The organism is Ruegeria sp. AF1, from assembly GCF_056542125.1.
Genome location: NZ_JBQFZG010000014.1, coordinates 66229 through 88947, shown reverse-complemented (window position 1 = coordinate 88947; position 22719 = coordinate 66229). Strand labels below are relative to the sequence as shown.

General features: G+C 55.1%; 18 protein-coding genes. 9 read left to right on the top strand and 9 right to left on the bottom strand.

Features of this window, described 5'->3' with window-relative positions; translation table 11 throughout:
• Positions 1–4: 4 nt before the first annotated feature.
• Together ACR0BK_RS16435 and ACR0BK_RS16430 are read right to left on the bottom strand one after the other, a co-directional pair.
• A complete protein-coding gene (locus ACR0BK_RS16435; RefSeq protein ID WP_480555484.1) occupies positions 5–1225 on the bottom strand; it encodes a GNAT family N-acetyltransferase in 1221 nt (406 codons plus the stop codon).
• On the bottom strand, positions 1222–2181 hold the full coding sequence (locus tag ACR0BK_RS16430; RefSeq protein WP_480555483.1) for a glycosyltransferase family 2 protein: 960 nt from the start codon (positions 2179–2181) through the stop codon (positions 1222–1224). Before ACR0BK_RS16430 ends, ACR0BK_RS16435 begins: the two co-directional genes overlap by 4 nt.
• 188 nt (positions 2182–2369) lie before the next feature.
• Here ACR0BK_RS16430 and ACR0BK_RS16425 point away from each other — a divergent pair, with 188 nt between their 5' ends.
• From ACR0BK_RS16425 to ACR0BK_RS16415, 3 genes are all read left to right on the top strand, one after another.
• The gene (locus ACR0BK_RS16425; RefSeq protein ID WP_480555481.1) at positions 2370–3440 is read left to right on the top strand and encodes a GNAT family N-acetyltransferase; all 1071 of its coding nucleotides are present in this window, start codon (positions 2370–2372) and stop codon (positions 3438–3440) included.
• Between the two features lie 34 nt (positions 3441–3474).
• Complete coding sequence (locus ACR0BK_RS16420; RefSeq protein WP_480555480.1) at positions 3475–4107, top strand: N-acetyltransferase family protein; 633 nt, start codon at positions 3475–3477, stop codon at positions 4105–4107.
• 108 nt (positions 4108–4215) lie between these two features.
• Positions 4216–5280, top strand: coding sequence for a DegT/DnrJ/EryC1/StrS family aminotransferase (locus ACR0BK_RS16415; protein ID WP_480555479.1), 1065 nt, complete (start codon positions 4216–4218; stop codon positions 5278–5280).
• Positions 5281–5293: 13 nt separating this feature from the next.
• On the opposite strand, the gene ACR0BK_RS16410 is transcribed toward ACR0BK_RS16415, so the two are convergent.
• Positions 5294–6775, bottom strand: a complete 1482-nt coding sequence (locus ACR0BK_RS16410) for an oligosaccharide flippase family protein (protein WP_480555478.1) — start codon at positions 6773–6775, stop codon at positions 5294–5296.
• Between the two features lie 372 nt (positions 6776–7147).
• Between ACR0BK_RS16410 and ACR0BK_RS16405 the strand changes: the two genes are divergently transcribed.
• The gene (locus tag ACR0BK_RS16405) at positions 7148–8410 is read left to right on the top strand and encodes a nucleotide sugar dehydrogenase (RefSeq protein ID WP_480555477.1); all 1263 of its coding nucleotides are present in this window, start codon (positions 7148–7150) and stop codon (positions 8408–8410) included.
• A complete protein-coding gene (locus ACR0BK_RS16400) occupies positions 8403–9653 on the top strand; it encodes a glycosyltransferase family 4 protein (protein ID WP_480555475.1) in 1251 nt (416 codons plus the stop codon). The genes ACR0BK_RS16405 and ACR0BK_RS16400 overlap by 8 nt, the downstream gene beginning before the upstream one ends.
• A 248-nt stretch (positions 9654–9901) precedes the next feature.
• On the opposite strand, the gene xrtD is transcribed toward ACR0BK_RS16400, so the two are convergent.
• From xrtD to ACR0BK_RS16375, 5 genes are all read right to left on the bottom strand, one after another.
• Positions 9902–11521, bottom strand: coding sequence for a VPLPA-CTERM-specific exosortase XrtD (xrtD, locus tag ACR0BK_RS16395; protein ID WP_480555474.1), 1620 nt, complete (start codon positions 11519–11521; stop codon positions 9902–9904).
• A 119-nt stretch (positions 11522–11640) separates the two neighbouring features.
• A complete protein-coding gene (locus ACR0BK_RS16390) occupies positions 11641–13026 on the bottom strand; it encodes a hypothetical protein (protein WP_480555472.1) in 1386 nt (461 codons plus the stop codon).
• A 174-nt stretch (positions 13027–13200) separates the two neighbouring features.
• On the bottom strand, positions 13201–13791 hold the full coding sequence (locus ACR0BK_RS16385) for a polysaccharide biosynthesis/export family protein (protein WP_480555470.1): 591 nt from the start codon (positions 13789–13791) through the stop codon (positions 13201–13203).
• A gap of 138 nt (positions 13792–13929) precedes the next feature.
• Positions 13930–16380, bottom strand: a complete 2451-nt coding sequence (locus ACR0BK_RS16380) for a tetratricopeptide repeat protein (RefSeq protein ID WP_480555469.1) — start codon at positions 16378–16380, stop codon at positions 13930–13932.
• Positions 16381–16449: 69 nt separating this feature from the next.
• Positions 16450–17079, bottom strand: a complete 630-nt coding sequence (locus ACR0BK_RS16375; RefSeq protein WP_480555468.1) for a sugar transferase — start codon at positions 17077–17079, stop codon at positions 16450–16452.
• A 715-nt stretch (positions 17080–17794) separates the two neighbouring features.
• On the opposite strand from ACR0BK_RS16375, the gene ACR0BK_RS16370 reads away from it, so the two are divergent.
• From ACR0BK_RS16370 to ACR0BK_RS16355, 4 genes are read left to right on the top strand one after another with little or no spacing between them, the layout of a single operon-like run.
• Positions 17795–18652: an ExeA family protein gene (locus tag ACR0BK_RS16370; protein WP_480555466.1), complete on the top strand. Its 858-nt coding sequence runs from the start codon at positions 17795–17797 to the stop codon at positions 18650–18652.
• Between the two features lies 1 nt (position 18653).
• The gene (locus tag ACR0BK_RS16365) at positions 18654–20192 is read left to right on the top strand and encodes a GumC family protein (RefSeq protein WP_480555464.1); all 1539 of its coding nucleotides are present in this window, start codon (positions 18654–18656) and stop codon (positions 20190–20192) included.
• 34 nt (positions 20193–20226) lie between these two features.
• On the top strand, positions 20227–21060 hold the full coding sequence (locus tag ACR0BK_RS16360) for a CpsD/CapB family tyrosine-protein kinase (RefSeq protein ID WP_480555463.1): 834 nt from the start codon (positions 20227–20229) through the stop codon (positions 21058–21060).
• Positions 21041–21925 carry a glycosyltransferase family 2 protein gene (locus ACR0BK_RS16355; RefSeq protein ID WP_480555462.1) on the top strand — a complete coding sequence of 295 codons (885 nt, stop codon included), beginning with the start codon at positions 21041–21043 and terminating at the stop codon, positions 21923–21925. Before ACR0BK_RS16360 ends, ACR0BK_RS16355 begins: the two co-directional genes overlap by 20 nt.
• Positions 21926–21991: 66 nt before the next feature.
• Here ACR0BK_RS16355 and ACR0BK_RS16350 read toward each other — a convergent pair whose 3' ends face one another.
• Positions 21992–22522 (bottom strand): VPLPA-CTERM sorting domain-containing protein, encoded by a 531-nt coding sequence (locus ACR0BK_RS16350; protein WP_480555460.1) that lies wholly within the window; start codon positions 22520–22522, stop codon positions 21992–21994.
• Between the last annotated feature and the right edge of the window lie 197 nt (positions 22523–22719).

Sequence of the window (22719 nt, the reverse complement as noted above, 5' to 3'; positions counted from 1 at the left end):
GGATTTATATCCTCGTCCTGACCCAAGCGGCCCATAAAGGTTTATGCCTCAGTGGAAGGATCGATCTCAGGCGTGGAGTCAGGCGACCGAACCAGAGCCTGTAATAGGCCAGATGCAGCAGGCGCGCCCAACCCAGGTAGAGTTTGAGACGTATCGCGGCAAAGCCCGATTGCCGCGAGATGATCAGGCGGTGGGTGGGAATTGCTTCACCGCCGTAGATCAGCTTGTAGCCGTAATCGCCAATCCCGGCCTCAATCCGTGTGATGCCGCCCTCAATCAGTTCTTCGATCATCTGAATCAGGCCGATCTTTCCCAGACTCAAACGTTCAAGCTCGGGGTCGGTTGATCTGGCGGGCAGGCGCCAGTGGCAGACCTGACCGGAAACTAGGCAGAACTGGGTTGCCAGAGCTGAACTGTGGCCGTGCTGTTCGACAAACCATGTTTTTCCGCCGGTTAGGGTCTCTTTGGCAAGCTCACTGTAAAAGGCCTCACTCCCGGCCCAGTCGGTGAAATGGCCGCCTTTTCCAGCCTTTTGCCATTGTTGGTTGTGAAACCTGACAAAGTCCTGGAATTGCACCGCGTCGGGATGGGTCACTTGCGTTGTCAGCCCATGGTCACTTTGCAGGCGTTTTAGATCCCGTCGATACTGATTGCGCCGCTTCTTGGACAATTGGCTCAGATAGCCATCAAAGCTGCCGGGAAGCTCAAAGACGGTGTGTGTGCCTGCAGCACGATCCTGCAACACCAATGGGGGGTGAGAAGACGCGTAGTGGGCCACCGCATCACGCGCAGCGTGCAGAACCTGTCCGCGCTCGGACGCGGGGGTGAAGCTGATCAGATCGGCACGCTTCCGACCGAGAAGGTCAGCCAGTGCCTCCGTCAGGCTGGGTGTCACGGCCCATTCCTCGGCTGCGAGGCGAAAAACCACGGTGTTTGGGTCCGTTGCAGCGAGTTTTGCGATACGTATCCTGATCGGTCCCAGCCAGACTGCGTGAATCATGAAAGGGATCAGGGCCACGAGATGCCCGCTCGCATTGCGCACCACCAATGCGCGCAGTGTTCGCCCCTGCCCAAAGTGCATCCACCATGTCAGCACCCAGACCGGGTTGGCATAGATATCCGCGCCCACCCGATCGGCAAGGGCGATCCATTCTTCCACCATGTCGCTCAGAGGTTTCACCCCATCAACCCACTGGAATGACAGCTGGTTTGAAGCTTCAGTCACTCGACCGGCTCCTGTCTGATCAGATGATACCGCAAGGATGCACGCGCAAGCCGTCGCCGCGCGGCAGCTTCGTCATGTTGTCCGGTGGCAGACATCAGGAAGCGCAATATAGAGGATCCGACAAAGATGGCCCGCCCACAGAACGCCCCCCAAAGACCGTAGTGCTTACGTAAATAGATCATTTTGCTTTTTTGCATTTGCACGAACATGCGTGACCGGATCTGGACCGTGCTTTTGCCGCCCCCGTCCAGATGCAGAATTTGCGCTGCGGGGGAAAATACGCAAGACCATCCGGCGTCGCGAATGCGGCGGCACCAATCGGCCTCTTCGGAATAGACAAAGAATGCTTCATCCAACAGGCCAACCGCTTCGAACACGTGACGGGGTACCAGCATGAACATGCCCGAAACCACATCAACCGGTCGTTCAGAGTTTCGGTCCCAGTCTCCATATTCGGCATGGCCCAGAAGCCGGTTTTGCGGCGACAGGCGATGCAGTCCGAATTCGATCAGCGCAAGGTTGGCAGGCCCGGGATCGGCAAAGCAGGTGCGCTGAATGGTGTTCTCATCCTCCAGCACCTGGCAACCGAGGCATCCCACATCGGGATGCTGCCCAAGCCAGTGGACCATTGTGTCGATCGCGCCGTCCAGAATGATTGTGTCGGGGTTGAGCAACAACAAGGTGTCCCCTTGCGCGATTTCCAGTCCTTGATTGTTGGCGGCAGCAAAGCCCCGGTTGGTCTTATTCGCGATCAGCCGCACCCGAGGGAATTCTGTTCGCACGAGTTCGGCCGAGCCATCGTTTGATGCATTATCGACGACAATGACCTCATGCGGCATCATTGTTTCGCGTGCGATGGACATCAGGCAATCCCGAAGAATATCCCGGGTGTTCCAGTTCACGATCACGATTGAAACAGCGCAGGCAGTAGACGTGCTGTTTGGTGATGAAATCATGATACTCTATTCTCGTTAACCATTCACATTTCAAATTACTTAGTCATTGTTTCATTCTATGAATACACTGACCACAATCCTCTGAAGACAATTGTTGTTTTATAGCGGTCGTAAAAGTCAAAGCGTATAGACCAGTATATTGAGGTAATAGTTTGACAGCGCCGGACCTTCGAACCCAAGACGATATCGTGGTCGACTGTAGTGAATCCCTGAACACGGAACAACGCGCGGACTGGGATAGATTCCTGAAAGGGGCAAAACACCAGCACCCGCGGCAATCTCTGGTTTTTGCCCGTTCCGAGCAAGCCTCGGGCCGAAAGGTTCTGTATGCCCGCGCCCACCGCAGCAGCGGCGCTCTGGTGGCTGTTGGCCTGCTTTCGCTTGAGCCGCACCCTTTTTTGCCCAGGGCCTGGTCCAAAGCTTATTGTCTGAGCGGCCCGGTATGCGACGACGCCCACAACATGGCTGCGTTTCTGAAGGCCCTTTGCGAACATCCTGAACTGGCCAGCGTGGGCAGTCTGAATGTCACCCCATTCTGGACAGAACAGGACGCGATAATAATGGATGGCGTTCTGGCCGGGGACGGTTGGCGGGTTTCCGAAGAGGATGAGTTCCGCGAAACCGGGTGGGTGGACATATCCGGGACCCGCGAGGAGATCATGAAAAGTTTCTCCAAAAGCGCCCGGCGCGAAGTCCGCCGCGCTGAACGGCAGGGCGTTACCTTCCGTAATGCAGAAACAAGCGAAGAGTTCGGCATCTTTCTAAGCAGCATGAACCGCCTGCGCGCCACGCGCGGATTGGAAGAATTAGACATCGCTACATATGAGACGACATTCGAAGACGTGCTGCGCCCCGATGATATTGGAACCGTGATCATGGCCTGGCAGGAGGATGCGTTTCTGGCTGGCCTGTTGGTCTATCGCAGCAAAGACGTCGTGCATGGGCGTCACTTCACAACCGAGCCGGAACATCTCAGGGCTGCCGGTAATCTGCGTATCGCACCAGCATTGTGGCTTGAGGCGATGTGCTGGGCGCAGAAAAAAGGATGCAGCATCCTGGATGTAGAAGGGTATCGCGCTCCGGTTGCGGGTGACAAGAAGTTCAACATCCACAAGTACAAGTCGGAATTCGGTCCGCGCAGTATCCGACGGATTTCCGAGCGGCAGAAAATTGTGAACCGACATGTGTTTCTAACCGGAAATGCCCGTGATCTGCTGCGGGGGCATTTGAAAAAGGTCAAACGGGCGATCATGGGATGAAGCCTAGATGTGAGAACGGTCGGCGGTGCTGAAGATGAAGTTAGCGAAGAAAGGCAAGATACAACTGATCCAGGGCGCGGCGCGGCTGGGGCCGGGGATGCTGATCAAACAGGTCTGGCTGGCCTTTCTCGACAGTTTTGTACGCAAACGCCATCTGGTGTTCAGGCTCGATACTCAGAACAGCAGCATGTCGCAGCCCGCTCTGAGCGGGGGTGGACGCTTGCGCGAGGTTTTGTCTGCGGACGAACTGGATCAGCCGGATCTGGCTTGGATGACCGATCCACTGGCTGCGCATGACTGGGGTACTGTGGACTGGCTGGCACTTGGATGGCGGCTTTGGCTGCTGGAGGAGGATGGCAATGTGCAGGCCCTTGCCTGGGTGCGCGATGCGACGCACAGCCGTGATTTCTTTGTCCCCCTGGACGAGAGGGAGGAGCTGTTTTGGCATGTCTATGTCCTGCCGGATTATCGAGGTCGAAACTTGCAGGAACGGCTATGGCGGATGATTGCGGCGGACCGGGCCTCGGATGGGGTCGAGGGGATTTTCACCAATTGCAGAGATTACAATCTGCCGTCTCGCAAGAATATTCTGAAAATGGGCTTTTCCCCTGTGGGGCAGTGTGACGAAAACCGGATCATGCGCCGCCGGGTTTGGCGAAGCTATTGAACTTTACAGGCTGACATGACCACTAAACCCACCCGGAACACCTTGTATTGTGGCGATCCCCCGATGCGCTTATCCAACCTTTTCCGGTCGGACCCGGAGGGGGGTTATATGTCTCTGTTCAAGGGGCGTCGGGCGTTTCCAAGCTATAACACCCGTGTTGCGATCCGGGCGGCCTGCGACTTGTTGGAATTGCAGCCCGGGGATGAGGTTCTGGCACCGGCCTACAATTGTGGATCGGAAGTTGATCCGTTGATCCATGCGGGTTTGTCGGTCCGGCTGTTTCCGGTGGCGCAGGATCTGATTGCTGATCCTGCTCGGATCGAGCCGCTGATCTCTCCACAGACCAAAGCGCTCTATGTCATCCACTATTTCGGGGTTATTCAGCCGGCTTTGGCAGAGCTGCGCGAGCTGTGCGACCGGCATGGATTGCGGATGATTGAGGATTGCGCGCTAAGTCTTCTGAGCGGGGTATCACCCGCTGAAGGTCGTACCGGTGACGTGTCGGTGTTTTGTTTTTATAAATTTGTTCCGGTTCTGGGCGGTGGTGCGCTGGTGATCAATGCGCCGGATTTGCAAACCGGTAATCCGTTCAACCGTCCTGCACCGCGCAAGGTTGTCGCGAAAACACTGGTGCGTACTGGTCTGACCGCCACGCTTGGTTCAACGCGCGCAAAGGGAATGGTACAGGCGCTAAAGGGCAAGCCTGCGGCTGAGAATGCCCCCCTTGAGAACGATAAGTTGGAGGATATTCCGGGGCACTACTATTTTGACCCGGCCCTTTTGAACGCAGGGATGAGCGTTTTTGCCTCCCGACCCTTGAAGTCATTTTCCGTCTCTCAGGCGATATCAGCCCGGCGGGCGAACTGGCAGCGATACAGGGATCTGCTTGAAGGAAGTCCGGGTGTTCATCTGCTGCTGCCCGAGCTTGCACCGGAGACCTGTCTCCTCAACATGCCGGTGATGGTGGCTGACAGGGACCGGGTTGTTCAGACTTTGCAAAGTAAGGGAATAGGTGCGACGCCGTGGTGGGCGGGGTTCAACCGCAACCTGGACTGGAGCGGTCAGGAAGAGGCAATGGCGCTGAAGAACAAGGCACTGTCTCTGCCTTTGCACCAGTACCTCGGGGCGGCGCATCTGGACTATATCACCGCCCAATTGCAAGCGGCGTTGTAAAGGCATCCCAGGTTCAGGCGCGCTCGCGCCGGAGGTGACCGCGCAGACGGGACAGAAGTGAAAAGGCCAGTGTTTCAAACCCTTCGGGCCGACCCGCCATGATCCACAGCAGGATGTGGGTCAATGTGTAGGTGACTACGCCAACGCAGACTTTGACCAGAACGATCACCATGAGGCGCGGGACATGTGCCCCGGCGTGCAGAAGCATATCAGCAAAGATCACCAAGGCGATCATGACGGCGCAGGACAGGATGCTGCGCCAGGCGACGGTCAGCGGTTCAAACAGGCCACCCCTGCCGAACCTTCTGGCAATGATCAGGGTGATAATGAGCGCGGTAAAGCTGGACAGGCCAGCTGCCGCCAGCGCGCCACGAAAGTCAAACTTGGTACCGACCCACATGAAAAAACAGACCAAAGCCAGCAAGGTTGCGTTCCGGATGAACAGAATACGTGTTGACCCTTCGATATAGCTGGCGGCCCGAACATTCGCCTGGAGTGTTTCCAAGGCTTTGAGTGGCGCCAGGACCCAGATGACCTGAGCAGCGGCGATCCATTTGTATCCCATGCCGACAAGGATCATGTCTTCCGAAATCAGCGCAGTTCCGATGCTGATCGGCAGAACGAAAGCCAGCAGCATCTCGTTGATGCGCATAAATGCTTTCTGGTTTTGACCGGTTGACCGTGAGACATCTGCCAGACCCGGGTAGATCACGCGTTGCAACGGGGCAAATAACTGTGTCGTCACAATCGTGGTGATGCGGCTACCGGCCCGGAAAATCCCTGCATCTGCAAGGCCAAGAGTTGCGCCAATAACAATCTGGGGCATGTTATTGGCCAAAAACTGGGACAGTTGCGCGCCCATGGACCAGGAGGAAAAAGACAGGCTTTCCCGCCAGCGAGATACCGAAAGCCTGGGAAACATCGGAGCAGTTGCGAATGTCCAAATGTTTCGGGTCGCAGCACCGACAAACAGGGCCACAATAATCGCCCAGAAATCCTGCCACAGCCATGACAGATAGATGGCGACACTGGCATAAGCGATACGATTGAACGTTTCCTCTGCTGCGGCCAGCGAAAACCTCAGGCCGCGTTCATACAGAAGAAAACGTGGGCTGCGCAGGGCGAGCAAAACCGAAATCGCTGCAACTGCAGGCAAAATCTCGACAAGTTCAGGAATGCCGAGCAAAGCTACAAGGGGTTTTGACAGCCAGACCAACGCGCCAGCTATCAATCCAAGTAGAATTTGCATGGTGAAGACTGTGTCGAGATGCTCGTGGGTTATATCATCCATTCGGATCAACACGATGCTGACCTGGCGCTGCAGCATCTCAAGCAGTGCGGTCGCAATTATGAAATAGGCAATGATACCAAAGTCTTCGGGCCTGAGAAGGCGGGCAGTGATGGCAAGCGTTGCAAAACCCAAAGCCTGTCTGAAGAGGCCGGACGCCAAGAGAGTCGCAGCGCCCACTGCAAGGGCAGATCTGCGAGTCAGCATGCTGGAAGGCAAGCCTACTTTAGGAGAATGCGTCAATCGCACCATCTTTCTACATTTAGAACAAAAAACAATTTAACGCCTCAGTGTTTCTGGTTTTGCCTTCTCCCAAGGCAGATCTGGGCATGTCACCGGTAACTTTTGTGGCAATCCAGGCCAGTCGTTGGTAATCAGTTTGAAGGTTGTTATTCATCTAGTGACAAGGTCGCATGATCTACGCTCAGTGTCAGAAAGCGTTGCCACATTTCAAGGAAAATTTGCGATTAATCCCACAATTTGAAATCAATTTGAGCAAGGACATCGGGTATGTGAAGCCTTGTATTCGATTTAGAAACAATTGAGTGACGACACCAGTTTTCAAGACGGTATGAAAATATGAAGATTGCGATTTTTGGTTTGGGGTATGTGGGGTTCACGGCAGCGTGCTGTCTGACCCGTGAAGGGCACGAGGTGATCGGTATTGATGTGAATGCCGACAAGGTGTCTGAAATCAACGCAGGTCAGCCCCCGATCAAGGAGCCGAAGGTGGCCGGGTTGCTGACCGAGGCGCTTGGGAAAAACCTGATCCGGGCCGTGGTCGAGATGCCGGACCTCGGGGATGTGGATCTGGCCATTGTCTGTGTGGGCACGCCCAGTTCCACTGACGGCTCGCATAACATGAGCTTCGTGGCCGAGGTGACGCGTCAGATTGCCGAGACCGTATCGCCGGATCGGGCGCGGCCTCTGACGGTGGCGTATCGGTCAACCTTCCGGCCGGGCACCGTGCGGCAGCTGATCGAGCCGATCTTCCAAAGCTATCTGGGCGAGCGGACGGGTCAGGCGGTCGAGATTGTCTATAACCCCGAATTCCTGCGCGAGGCGTCGGCGGTAGATGACTTCTTCAACCCGCCCAAGATCGTTGTTGGTACAGCCGATGGCAATCGCTCGGCGGTGATGGACGAAATGCACGAGGGGCTGGACGCGCCGGTGTTCTACACCGCTTTTGAAGAGGCCGAGATCACCAAATTCGTCGACAACACCTGGCACGCCACCAAGGTGGCCTTCGCCAATGAGATTGGCCGTATCTGTCACAGCATGGGCGTGTCGGCCAAAACCATGCACGAGATTTTCGTCTCGGATACCAAGCTGAACATCTCGGCTTATTACACCCGTCCGGGCGGCGCGTTCGGGGGCTCGTGCCTGCCCAAGGATGTGCGCGCGCTGCAGCATATCGCTGGCGAGGTGGGGGCCCATACCCATCTGATCGACAGCCTGTTGCAGACCAATCAGGCGCATAAAACCTATCAGGCGCAGGACATCATGGCGCGGCTGCCCGAAGGCGGTCGGGTGCTGATGGCGGGACTGGCTTTCAAGGCCGGAACCGATGATCTGCGCGAAAGCCCCAATGTCGACATCGCCCGGCGGCTGCTGCAGGCGGGGTATCAACTGTCGGTCTATGATCCGGCCATCAAGCCTGCCGATCTGCGGGGGCAGAACCTGGGTTATGCCTTTACCCATCTGCCCAATGTGGGCCGCCTGTTGGTGGATCGCGCCACGGCCGAGGCCGGGCCATGGGATTTGGTGGTCGGATCGAACCGGATCGTGAACGAGCTGAACCTTGGCGATGCAGAGGTGATAAGAACCTATGAATATGACTAGCCCTGTATCCGCTGTTCAGCCGATCTCGTTCGACGAGCTGCGCCAGAGCCAGCCGCTGAAAGGGCTGAAGGTTCTGATCGTGGTGGAAAACCTGCCCGTGCCCTTTGACCGCCGCGTCTGGATGGAGGCGCGCACGCTGGCTGCTGCAGGCGCGCTGGTCTCGGTCATCTGCCCCACCGGCAAGGGCCATGAGGAACGTGTCTGGGAAGATGAAGGCATCAAGGTCTACCGCCACCCGCTGCCGTTGGATGCCAGTGGCGCGTTGGGATATTTGCTGGAATATGGCGCGGCGCTGTTCTGGGAAAGCTGGCTGTCACTGAAGATCAAGTTCACCCGTGGGTTTCACGTCATCCATGGTTGCAACCCGCCCGATCTGATCTTTCTGGTGGCGCTGCCCTTCAAGCTGTTTGGCGTGCGCTATCTGTTCGATCACCACGACATCAACCCCGAGCTTTACGAGGCCAAGTTCGACAAACGCGGCTTCTTCTGGAAGCTGATGAAGACGTTCGAGCGGCTGACCTTCGCCTCGGCACGGGTGTCGATTGCCACCAATGAAAGCTATCGCAAGATCGCCATCGAGCGCGGCGGCATGGCGCCCGAGGATGTCTTTGTGGTTCGCTCGGGCCCCGATCTGAGCCGGTTGCAGCACCTGCCGCCAAACCCCGCGTGGCGCAACGGGCGGACATACATGGTGGGCTATGTCGGCGTCATGGGCGATCAGGAAGGCATTGACCTTCTGCTGGAATCCGTGGCGCATCTTGTGCAGGTTCAGGGGCGCGACGACATCCAGTTCTGCCTTGTGGGCGGCGGTCCCAGCCTGGACAAGCTGCGGGAACAGTCCTCTGATATGGGCCTGTCGGATTACGTCACCTTCACCGGCCGCGCGCCGGATCAGGATCTGTTCGAGATCCTGTCGACCGCCGATGTCTGCGTGAACCCGGACCGGGTGAACGAGATGAATGACAAATCCACCATGAACAAGATCCTTGAATACATGGCGTTCGAGAAACCCATCGTTCAGTTCGACGTGACCGAAGGGCGGTTCTCGGCACAGGAGGCCTCGCTTTACGCCAAGGCCAACGATCCGGTGGATATGGCCGACAAGATCACCGAGCTGCTGGCAGATGACGGCCGCCGCGCCGCCATGGGCCGCTATGGCCGCGCCCGGGTCGAAGCCGAGATGGCCTGGCCCCATCAGGTCCCCGCGCTGATCGCGGCGTATAAGCGGATCTGGAAGGGGTAGGACCCTATAGTCGCTCGTTGGCAGCTCTTTCGCTTATGTGCATTTGTCTAGTTCAGGCCTTCGGCAATTGATCCTTTCCAGTCGAGCTTGGTGATTATGACAGGATAAGGTGGTTGTGTTACAAAGTAATTCGGTCGTGGAAGGATTGAGGCAGTGCCTCGGGATTTCTTTTATTCATCTGTCTTTGAACACGCCGGAGTATTTTTCGATTGGAATCGAAGGAAACCAAGCCGGACTTTTACCTTAGATCAAAACGGCACAAAACGCGGCAGGCGGTTCAGACTGGGTTCCATGAAACGCTGCAGTCTGGCATCCGCATCCGCCTCGGTTTCGCCGGGCAGGATGGGGGTGACAAATCGAACCAATGCGCCGTCGGTCCGGCCCATGGTGAACCCGTCCTGAATGACGCTCATCTTGGCGCGGAAATCGTTGACCATACGTTTGCCGCGCTGTTCGAACCAGTAGTAGACAAGCTGCTTTGACAGCTCTTTCTGGATGACTGCGCGGTTGACGGTAAAGCTGCCGTAAGGGGTGTTGCCCGGATTGATTTCATAGGGTTCCAGACTGAAGATTTCCCAGCCGCCGACCGGCAGGCAGACCTCGGGCGAATGGATGCCGTCACCATCGGTCTGCTTGTCGTAGAAGGCCACGAACATGTTCACGAAATCACCCGATCCGCTGTCGATATAAGTGGCATGGAGGTAATCGCTGGCGCCCAGAGTTCGTTCAACATTGGGATCAAGGCTGGTGGTCGACCCGGACCAGTCGCCCAATTGGCGCGGATAGAGGACAAAGGGATCCCGCTCGATGGGCGTCACCTCGGAGGCGGGGCGCAGTGTCCACGCGGCCGAGACCGCAAGCGTCAAAAGCGCCGCGAGGGCCAGCGCGACCGAGGTGCGGATGGCAAAGATACGCAATGCGACGGTACCCAACCCTTCGGTATCCAGATCGATTGCGTCGGTGAACGGTTTCGGATCGGGGGCCAGACGCTGCAAGCCGAGCGCCATAAGAAACAGAATGGCGACGCAGAGCAGGAAGATGATCCAGCCTTCGAAGAAATGCATGAACCCTTCGGCCTGCTCGATGCCATGCTGATTGACCAGAATGCCGATCACGCCGATGCGGATGGAATTCATCAGAACGGTCAGCGGCGCGGCCGAGACCAGCAGAACCACCTTGTGCCAGATCGGGCCGCGGTAGAGCAGGGCAAAGAGGTATGAAAAGCTGAGGATCGGGAACAGGTAGCGCAGGCCCGAGCAAGCCTCGGCCACCTGCAGCTTGTAGACCCCCAGATCGATGACATTGCCTTCGATAAAGACCGAAACACCGGCGAGCTGCACGAACCAGACGCCCAGCTCGGACGATATCCATTGCAGGAAGATCGTGAGCTTCCAGTAGACGAACTGGGGCAGGGGCAGCATGAAGATCAGATGGATTACGGGCAATTGGTGGTATTTCCCGCGTTGCCAGCCGAAGACGGTCACCATGACGCCACCGGTCCAGATGATCATCGCATAGGTGACGATATCCGGAATTCGGGCCAGATTTCCCAGAATGGCGATGGCCAGGGCCCCGGCAATCACGGCCACGCCAGGCCAGCGGTCGCGCACGATGGGATTGGGCACCGGCATGTCGCGTAGTTCACGCAGGAACAGGTACAGCGAGATGATAGGGATCAGCGGTCCGTGACTGTATTCCGGCGTGCTCCACGCCGCGCCCAGCGAGACAATGCCGATCCAGAAAACGGGAAGCGACCCCAGCAGCAACAGGGCAAACCAGAACAGCCCCGCAGCGTTGATGGCAGGCAGGGCAGTTCGGGCCGTCTCAAGCATTTTGCGGCGGCTGTCGTTCGAATCGAGACGATGCATCACAAACCATCATGCATAATATGAGGCGCCTAGAAATTGTAACCCCCTCGGCCCCTGTGTTTATGATCCCACATGGATACAATCGGCAAGAAGGGATTGGATTGTTCAGCGCTACCTTTTTAAGGTTTGAGAGTGAACCTCCGCCCAAGCGTCAGAAAGACCGAGTTAGAGGTCGCCTTAAATCCGTTCTGGTCATCCATCTCGTATTGATAACCGATGTTCATCGCCCAGTCCTTTGTGACTGCGCGGGTGTAGGACGCATCGAAAGTACCGCGCTGACGTGGGTTGGACGGACCCGGGCCTTCGCTTTCCTGATCGATGAAATTGACGCTGAAAGACAGACCGGATACCGGGTTGATAAAGTAATCATAGGCTAGAAAAGCCACGGTTTCGCGGGTTTCGTTGCTTTGTGTACTGGTACCGACCCGGCGCTGGATTTTCGCGGAGATTTGAGAGCTGGCCAGTTGATAGCTATAGTCGATCTGGCCAATTGGTGTGACTTCGTCAAAGGGCCCTCTGGTAAATCCGGCATTGAAGCTGAACAACCCGCCAGCCCATTGAAAGCTTCGACCAAAGGTGGCGTTGGATCTTGTACCATTAACGCCGAATGTCTGGTCGAGAAAAATATTGGCTGTGCCGTTCGACAGAGTTTTGTTCCAGGAAAAGTCCCAGACAAAATTTTCCGTAACGTTATTGGTATTGGTCGTGCGTAGAGTGTTATCGACCTGAGTGTAGCCAATATTCGCACTGACAGTGGTAACAGGGGACACGTCATATGTTGCACCAGTTGACACTGTCGTTGTCTTCCGGTCGGTGCCCACGGCATCATCTGCATTGAAGTCTATGTAACTAACGCGCACGTTTCCCTGTAGAATCGGAGAGATTCTAAGTATTGCGGTTGCTGCATAGTCATCCGATCTATTGTCGAACAGGTTCGGGTTAATTGTGTTCGTGTAGCTGCGTTCACGATGGCTGTAGTTAAACTGGAACCCCAAAGGATCATTCAAACCAGTTTGCCAGTCCAGGTTTCCACGTGTATTGACCTGGTCGCCCACGGTGCCGATGACATCAGAGGCGTCGATAACACCATCCAGATTTATGTCGGTCAGTGACCGGTTGAAGGCCAAATCTCTCTCACGGTATTCGGCAAGAAAACGAAACTGGCTGTTAGCGTTGTCTCGTTGATATGTCAGCTGCGTGAACGGGTCCGAAAAGCTGGATTCTGTTCCAATGATCGGCTCGTTGGCGATCCGATACAGCCCCGACAGGTCGAATGTCAGAGTGGATCCCGGTGTCTGATTGACGAGGCCCAAGGCCAGTGTGTTTTCCCACCAAGTGGTCGATCCAAGGGAAGGGTCCGTTAGTCGGAGGTTGTCATCATGCCGGAGTGATGACAGGTAATCCAACGTTATGCTTAACCCGGTTCCGGTACCGCTGGTTTGCTGGGCGGCGGGCGGCAGGCCAACCCTGCGCGCAGGGTTTCGTTGAGCTTGTTGAGCGATCAACTGTAGACTGGGCGCGCGTTGTGCGGCCGTCGAGGGCGCAGATGTTTGCTGTACAGTTGTTTGTTGCGTCAGGTTTTGCTGTCCAACCGCAGGCGTCAGCAAAAAGAATAAAGCTATCCCGCCCCCCAGCGTGGTGGATAGTTTATTTTTGGATTTTCCCACCTGTATAAGCCCCTATTCGAACAAACGGCGTGCGGGCACCACAACAACGTCTCCGGTCTTAAGAACTGTATTGCCTTTGATGCCACTGCCCGAGCCATCGTAGTTATATTTATATTTGTTTACCGCGCCTGCTTTACTGTCAGCCCGGCGCAATTCGATGCGCTTGCGAGCCGCGAAATTGGTCAGGCCGCCAGCCTGGGCCAAAACCTGAAGAATAGTTGTTCCCTCGGTTGCAAGATATTTTCCGGGTGCGTTGACTTCACCCATGATAAAGACATCAATTGTCGGTCCGGTTGGAGTGAGAGATCCGGGAAACGCAGGAGGTGCGACCCTTGCAATCGATGTAAATACGGTCGGCGGTGCATTGAAATTTGGTGCCAGCGCCGATGCCAGGGATGAACTTAATCCATTAGTTGATAGTCCTCCTGCCCGAATTGATCCGGCAAGGGGAAAGGTGATGGAGCCGTCTGGCAAAACCAGAACGGTTCGGTTCAGGGAGGGGTCTTCCAACACCTCGATCTGAAGAGCATCACCCGGCTGGATCTGATAGGATTGCGCCCAAGCCCCGCTTGCCACGACCATAGTCATGACAAACGCAATCAATGAAGCGATTACTGTCCGCATGTTCAAATCTCTCATATTTTTCCCCTTTATGCCAACTCATTGGTAACGAAACAATCTGTAGCATTTCATACGGATGCGAGATGCGGCAGATTTGCAGCGGATTTCGCTTTGGAGGCACTATTGCCCCAGCTTGCCCGCGGAACTGACCTGTTCGATCTCTTCTTCCAGCGAAGGTGAAATGTTCAGGGGAACTCCCGTCGCCCGTGCTGCACGATACGCGCGCAGGGCGTCCTCTCGACGGTCGACAGCGGCATAGGCTTTGCCCAGATGATATAGAACTGTGGGGTGATCGGGGAATGCGCGCGCTGCGAGTTCAAGGTAGCTGACGGCCTCGTCATAATTGCCCATTCTGTAAGAAACCCAGCCATAGGTTTCCTGAAAGACAGGCACGCGGGTGCCGCGGAGTCGCCTTGCCAAAACGCTGGCGCGTTGCAGGCTTTCGTCATCGCTGCGGTGGGTTGTCAACAGGCTGGCCAGATTGTTGGCCACAACCAAGGATCGGTTGCTGAGCGGGTAAAGTTTTTCATAGACCGAGATCGCCTGATCCAGCTCTCCGGAGCGTTCGTGATCTGCCGCCTGCAACATGAGAAGCTCGGGGTTCTCGGGCAATCTGGTCAGGGCATCTGTCAGAATGCTTTTGGCCAGTTCAACCTCGTTGCGTTCAACGATCAGTGCGTGCAGTGATAACCAGGCCCGCGTTGTATCCGGATAGTCCTCGAGGATCGCGCGATAGAGCTGCTCAGCCTCGCCGCGTTTGCCTTCGCCCGTCAAGGCGTGGGCCTTGACCAATCGCACCGGCAGAGAATCCGGATCTTCTGCGAGCAGTTCGTCAAGGCGAGCAAAGGCGGCAGTGGCCTGCCCCTGTGCCAGCAACGAGCGGATAAGTGCGATATCGGCTGGCAGGCCAAATTCGGGATCATCTGTTAACTCGTTCAGGAAGGCAGTCAGTTCCTCCGTGCGCGCCTGGGCTGCAAGCATGTGGGCTTTGAGTTCATTTGCGAGGCGCCGTGCCTCGGGGGTGTTCAGGTCCTTGACAGAGCGCAGGACAACCTCCAGCCGCGCCCAGTCTTTCATACCCAGATAAACTTCACCCAAAAGGAACAGAAGATCGGGTTCTTCGGGTGTCTGCTGTAGAGATGCGATCAGGATGCGCTCGGCAATTTCCGGGTCATTTTCTTCTATTAAGAACTGAGCGTAGCGCAGTGTTTCCTCCGGCGCATTTCGCGATACTTCCGTCGCCAGGGCCAGCATTTCCCCCATCAGCTCCCTGTCCCCATTGCGTTCATGAGCCTGCGCCATAAGGGTCATCAATTGCGGGTCGCGGGGATCTTGGCGAAGTGCTTCGCGCAATTGAACAATGGCATCACCGATATTGTCTTCTTCAATCAACCATGATGCCTTGAACTTGAGCGCCTCAACTTGGGTGGGATCTTCTGAAAGCACGTTTTCAATCAAGGTTCTTGCTGCGCCGGGGTCGTCAGTTTGGAATAGCATTCTTGCAAATTCCACCTCGTTTTCCCTTGTCTGAATGGTGCGTTGCGCGCCTTCAAGCAATGCGTGCATCTCGGCAATTGCGGTCTGTTTGTCGCCAGAACGGAATTTCAATGCGGCGCGTATCGTTTTGAAGCGTGCGGTATTGGGTCCGTTATGCGTGATGATCGTATCCAATTCGGTAATCGCGGCCGATATACTGCGATTTTCGTTCAAAAACGCGACCAGACGCTGGGCTGGCATGTAATCTGTGTCTTTTGGGTCCACCTCTGAGCGCAGCATCTGTTCTGCGGCATCCAGATTGCCCTGGTCGATAGAATGCTGGACGAGTAACTGTTCGACGCCTTCATCGTCAGGGAACACAAATGCCATTTGTCTGAGCAGCGTTTCGATTTCAGTGGGCTTGTCCAGTTCCCGCAGCGCGCGGAGGCGAATCCCGTAAAGGTTTTCCTCCTTTGGATTGATATCAAGTCCCGCACTGGTCTCGTTCAAGACGCCGGTCCAGTCCTGGTTGCGGACCAGATGGTCAATCACGATCTGCCGCGCAGTCATCAGATCGGGGTGTTTCTCGATCATCTTGAGGGCGGTGTGGACAGTGAAATCCACGCCTGCGGCATCGCCATTTCTGACCGCGTCGGTATAAGTCAGCGTGTTGTTGATGGATTTGATTTCGATATCGTTCGGGGCCAGTGCTGCGGCAGCGCCGCCGTAACGTCTGACATCATCCCAGTTGCCAATTTCCAGTGCCATCTCGGCAAGGCTGCGCTGTCCTTCGAGGTTGTCCGGATATTGCTCTACCAGTCTCAGATACTGGCTGTAGGCACCACGGATATTGCCCCGCTCGCGCTCCAGCCGGGCGAAGGTCAGTCGCGCCTCTTTGTGCTGACCGTTGAGTTTGAAGACGTTTTTGAATTCGACCAATGCGCGCTCGACGTCACCGGCTTCCAGATGAGCCAGTCCGGCCTGGAAATGCGCCTCCGCGCGTTCCTCGGCCGAGTCGCACGCGCTCAATAGCAGGGCTACGGCCAAGAAGGCGCTGGCCAGAAATTTATTGATAGAGGTTCCGGCTCTGCTCAATGCTGCACTCCCGCAAAAGTTACGAAATCGCACGCAGCCGACAGTTTTACCCGGCCACGCGTTCCGGGTTTAACACCCGGTGCCGCGCAGGACGACAGAGATAGTCCGGATCAGGATTGACACATCTGTGCCGAACGACATGCTTTTCCAGTAGTTTGTGTCGTGATAAGCGCGTTCGGCAAATGAAGACTGGTTGCGCTTGGACACTTGCCAAAACCCGGAAATGCCAGGGCGCATCGCGTTGTAGAATTTGCCGGGATACAGTTCCTGTTGGTTCACCATCATCGGGCGAGGTCCGACCAGGGACATTTCACCCACAAAAACGTTCCAGAACTGCGGCAGTTCATCCATTGAGGATTTACGCAGGAATGTGCCGAATTTAATGATGCGTGGATCGTTGCGAAGCTTCTGGTTGCGGTTCCACTCTTCCCGGGCTTCGGGGTCGGCTGCCAGATGTTCTTTCAGCACGGCTTCAGCGTCGTGCACCATGGTGCGCAGTTTGAGCAGCTTGAAAACCTTGCCGTCTTTTCCAACCCGCTCCTGCCGGTAAAACGGTGTTACGCCCTGACTGGCCAGAAATACGGCTAGAAGCACAACCATCGGAACGACGAACGGCGCTGCAAACAGTGTAAACGCGATATCAAAGATGCGTTTTCCCACACCTCTGTAGAACCCCGGGTACTGAACTGAGGTCGGCATAACAGAGATGCTAGAGTAGCCCGCGCCAGCGTTGGCCACTTCTTTTGAATGACTTGTCACTATTTAAACCCCCAAAACACACAAATACTCACGAACCACTTACCAAACCCAGGAACAGAACACGCTCGACCTCAACTACATATACTTAAAATCTTACATTTTTATATCACTTTGACCCTGCGCTTGCTCACTCGCGAGGCCACTTTCCCGTAATCAAGTGTTAACAAATTCAGCTTGGCTTGCAAAACATTAATACTGGCAAGGACACCTCAGAACGACTTAGCACGAGAGTTTTCTAACGGTATCGTGAAACTCTGCTCAACTGGTCTGTTGAAAGTTCAAGGGTTTCCGTTTCCCCTTTGGGTACAATGGGTAAAATTTTATGCTTTTGGAGCTGATTTTGACCTCCAGAGGCATTTTTGACTCGTATTCCTGCCGGATTGCCAAGGCGTCATCGACGGGCTTTTTTCAAAGGCGTAGATGGAAACAATTGCGAGAAATGTTTCTGATTGAAGGGGGCGACAGGTCAATTCATCGCGTGTGCAGTTTAGTGGTGCCTGCTATCTTGATTTTGTGGCAAAGTAGTACCCAAGTACTTTTTGTTTATGTGACGTGTTCTTTATGTAAGGGATTTCTGGTGGTTCAGAGTTTAAGTTTGGATAATCTCCAGGGGGCCGGTACGAGGTTTGACAAGGCGGAAGGCAGCCGAGGTGCAATGGCGTCCAGTGACGGGTTTTATCTAGACTATTTCGGGCTCGATCGGCGGCCCTTCACACTGCTTCCGGACCCCGGATTCATGTACTGGTCACCGCTGCACAAGCGCGGTTATTCTGTCTTGCAATTCGGTATTATGAGCTGTGCACCCATTACAGTGCTGACAGGCGAGATCGGGGCTGGGAAAACAACCCTGGTGCAGCATCTTCTGAGTGAAATGGAAGAGTCGATCACCGTTGGGCTGATCTCGAATGCGCAAGGTGGCCGCGGAGAGCTGCTGCAATGGGTTCTGCATGCGTTGGGCCTGCCAATTAACAACGACGCCCCCTATGTTCAGCTGTTCCGGGATCTGCAGGATTTTCTGGTCGCGGAATATGCAGAAGGGCGGCGGGTGGTCCTGATCTTTGACGAAGCGCAGAACCTGACAGTCGAAGGTCTGGAAGAAATCCGTATGCTGACCAATATCAACTCGAACACGGACGAACTGATCCAGCTTGTTCTGGTTGGCCAACCTGAGTTGCGCGACATGGTTCTGGACCCCAAGATGCGCCAGCTGACGCAGCGCGTGGCCGCAAGTTTTCATCTGGAACGGATGGATGAGTCGTCCGTCGAAGCCTATATCAGGCACAGAATGAAAACGGCTGGCGGGTCCGGCGGCGAGTTTACAGAAGACGCCTGCAAGGTGATTTTTCAGCAGACCCGCGGTGTGCCGCGCCTGGTCAATCAGTTCTGCGACTTCGCCCTGCTTTATGCCTGGACAAATGAAGCGGATAAGGTCGACGAGGCCATTGTCAATCAGGTGGTCGATGATGGCGTATTCTTTGGCGGAAACTCACTTGAGAAGGAGCTGACGGTCTAAGATGGGTCCTGCACGCTACTATTTCTCCATTTTCCTGAGGCGGTTTCCGTATTTCCTCATTGTGGCGACGATTGTCTCCGCGATTTCGGTCACCGTGGCAATGACTTTGCCGCCAACCTATTCTTCCGCAATACGTCTGATTGTTGAATCGCCGCAGATTCCGGGAAATTTGGCGGCCAGTACGGTTACGACATCTCCGTCCGAGCAGCTCCAGATTGTTGAACAACGTTTGCTCACGCGGCCGGTTCTTCTTGATATTTCGCGCAAGTATAAGGTGTTGCCGAACCAGGACGAGGCCACTCCGGATGAGATACTTCATGAGCTGCGTTCAAATACACGGGTTCGAATCTCTTCCGGTCGTAATCAGGCAAACCTGATGTCTATTACGTTCGACGGCAGAAGCGGGCCAATCGTGGCCGGCGTGTTGAACGAATATCTAACGGAAATTCAAAAGCTTGATGTCGAGTATCGTAAAGAACGAGCATCTGACACCCTTGCGTTCTTTGAGCAGGAAGTCGAGCGCCTTGGTGCCGAACTCGACAGGGCCGACGCGAGGGTTCTTGAGTTTCAGAGTGAGAACGCTGGTGCCCTGCCGACCAGCCTGCAGTTTCGCATGGCGCGGCAAGGAACATTGCAAGCCAGTCTTCAGCAAACCGATCAGCAGATTTTTACCCTGCAGAAGCAGCGAGAGAAGCTGCTGGAAATCTACAGCACGACAGGTCAGATCACGACTGTTGGACAGCAGCCACAGACGCAGGCCCAGCAACAACTAACCCAATTGCGCAACCAGCTCGATAACCAGTTGGGAATCTATTCCGAAAACAGCCCGCAAATTAAGATTCTACGTGCCCGGATCAATCGTTTGGAGGAAGTTGTCGCGGTTGAACAGAGTACAAGCGCAGCTACGACGAACACGCAAACGGGTAACTCGTCACTTGATCTGCAGCTGGCTCAGTTGGATTCACAAATTGCCGCACTTGAAGATCAGCGTACCGTCACTGAGGACAGTCTTGAAAAGGTAACCCAGTCAATTGAACTGACTCCTGCAAACTCGATTACTCTGGCAGAATTGCAGCGCGACCAAAGTAATATCCAGGCACAATATAATACAGCCGTCTCTCGTTTGGCCTCGGCTTCGACCGGTGAGCGGATCGAAGTTACATCTCAGGGTCAGCGGATTTCGGTGATTGAACACCCCTCTGTTCCTAGCGCACCGACCAAGCCGAACCGTCTGGTAATTGCAGGCGGGGGAATAGGGACTGGTATCGCCTTGGGTTTGGCTTTGATCTTTTTGCTTGAGGTGTTGAACCGGGCCCCGCGCCGACCCGAGGATTTGATCAAGAAGCTGGACGTTTGGCCCATCGCGACCATCCCATATGTACGATCTCGGGGTGAAGTGATGAAGCAGCGCCTTATCTGGGTTGTAGCGATTCTGGTGATTATGGTTGGTGTGCCTGCAAGCGTTTGGGCTGTGCATACCTATTATCTACCGCTGGATCTGTTCGCTGAAAAAATGATCGACAAGCTTGGGGTGTTCTAGTGATTTCTGTTCTGATTGAATCAAGGAGGGTGTAATGGACCGTCTTCAGCAGGCGATTCAGAAGGCCCGCAGGGCACGCGACAGCCGTCAACAGCTTCAACCACTGCAGCCAGTAACTGAAGAACAGCAGCATATTCCTCAGGAAAGCGCCGATGAGGACATCTGGCTGAATGTACCTGAGATCAAGATCGACTCTGGGCTCATCTCCCGCAAGCGTCTGATGTCTTTTCACGGTGGCGCTGATGCAACGCCTTATGACATGTTGCGGACCAAGATGTTGCAGCAGACCCTGTCCAAAGGCTGGCGGAGGGTAGCGCTTACTTCTCCCTATAGCGGGTGCGGTAAAAGCACGGCAGCTGCAAATCTGGCATTCAGCCTGAGCAGACAGGAGGATTTGCGCACGATCGTGATCGACTTCGACATGCGGCGCAGGGGATTGGCAGAGATACTGAAGCAAACCGGAAATTACAGTATGGCCGATGTCATCCAGGGAAAAGTGCCGTTTCACGAACACGCACTGCGCCACGGTAACAACGTGATTTTCGGGTTGAACTTCTCTTCAACACGCAACCCTGCAGAAATTCTGCAAAGCCGCCGGACAATCGAATTCCTGGAACGGCTCGAAGCGGAATACAAGCCGGATGTCATTCTGTTTGACACGCCACCGCTGATGGCCAGCGATGACAGCCACGGTTTTCTTAGGAATGTCGACTGCGCTTTGCTTTTGGCAGCAGCTGAAGAAACAAGCATTGATCATATCGACATCGCTGAACGGCAATTGGCGGAACTCACGAATGTCATGGGAATTGTTTTGAACAAATGCCGGTATATCAGTGGGGCCTTCGGGAATGAGTACGGCACGTACTGAAGAAGCCCCGGTCAATGCGGTAATCATCCCTCATTATAACGACCTTCCAAGGCTGGAACGATGCCTGCGCGCACTCAGAGAAAATGATCTTGAGGGCACCGAAGTCGTTGTTGTAGACAACAACTCTCCGATTTCGCTGGATGGTATCCGGCAGGCCTTCCCCGAGGTGCGTTTTTTGGTGGAGCCGCAAAAGGGAGCAGCCCATGCGCGCAATCGTGGCGTAGCGGAAACAACGGCACCACGTTTGTTTTTTATCGATGCGGATTGTGTTCCTGCGCCAGATTGGCTGACGGTCGGACGCCAGATTGCAGATTTGGCAGATTTGATCGGAGGCCGGGTTGATGTGTTTGATGAAACCCCGTCACCCCGCAGCGGGGCTGAGGCATTTGAGGCTGTATTTGCCTTTAATTTCCGTCGGTATATCGAAGTTCAGGGATGTTCCGGGGCAGGCAACCTTCTGACTCGACGGGATGTATTCGACAAGATTGGCGGGTTCATCAATGGCGTATCCGAGGATCGGGAATGGACCATGCGCGCCGTTGCCCGGGGCTATAGTCTGATTTACCGGGACGAGTTTTGCGTCAGCCATCCATCCCGGCAGGACTGGCCGGCCCTGAAGGCCAAATGGCGGCGAACGACGCAAGAGGGGTATCAGCTGAACGGAACAAATGCTGCATCGCGTTTGCGGTGGGCTATTCGTGCATTGGCCATGCCAGCAAGCGCAGTCGTACACACCCCGAAAGTTGTATCCAGTAACAAATTGGCCTCAACCGGTGAGGTCTTGCGCGCAATCATCACCTTGTTCCGGCTCAGATGTCAGAGGATGGTCTGGATGCTGCGCCAGGCATCGGGCGGTAATATCTGATCAAGCCAATTGAAAAGGGACCGCAAAGCGGCCCCTGATCATGTAGGTCAGATTTGTGTGTTTTGCTTAGGCAGCCTTGCGGCGACGGGTCAGGACCAGACCACCAAGTGCAGTCAGAAGCAGAAGACCACCGGCCGGCAGCGGAACTGCAGCCACATCAAAGTCAAAGGACACGTTTGGTGCAGAAGAAGCCCAGCTAAACACGAGGTTCTGGCTCAGGGTGTTTGGAGACAAGCTGCTGAAGATTGTGCTCAGTGTCGTCGTCACACCGCCTAGGACAGATGTCGAGGCCAATACATTGGAGGGGTTGTTTGCATCGACCCAGCTTACGGTCAGGCCCAGCGGGAAAGCGTTGGTCAGCAGACGAATGCCGATGGTTGCTTGCGCAGATGCGGACAGAGGATCAACCGGCGAAGTGAAATTGACAGAGTAGACACCCGGGCCGCCCGCAGCTGTGTCAACCGCGCCAAAAAACAGGTTATCGGATGTGATGTCATAACTGCCGCCGGCAGCTACTTGTGTCAGAGCGCTGGCCGAACTGCTCATAAAGACAGCGGCTACAAGCCCCACAAGCATCATTTTCAAATTTCTAAACATTAAAGGACCCACCTTTTATTTCCACCTAACAGAGTCCATGCATACCCCTAGCACGGCACCTACTGTTAAAGATTGATAAATCATTTCTGTTTGATTGCTAAGGTCTTTTTGAGAAATTATGTTTTTTTTGCGGCATCCAGGTGATCATGAGAGCATAATGTAGTCGCATAGATTGGTTTGTTTCTCTTTTGTGAACA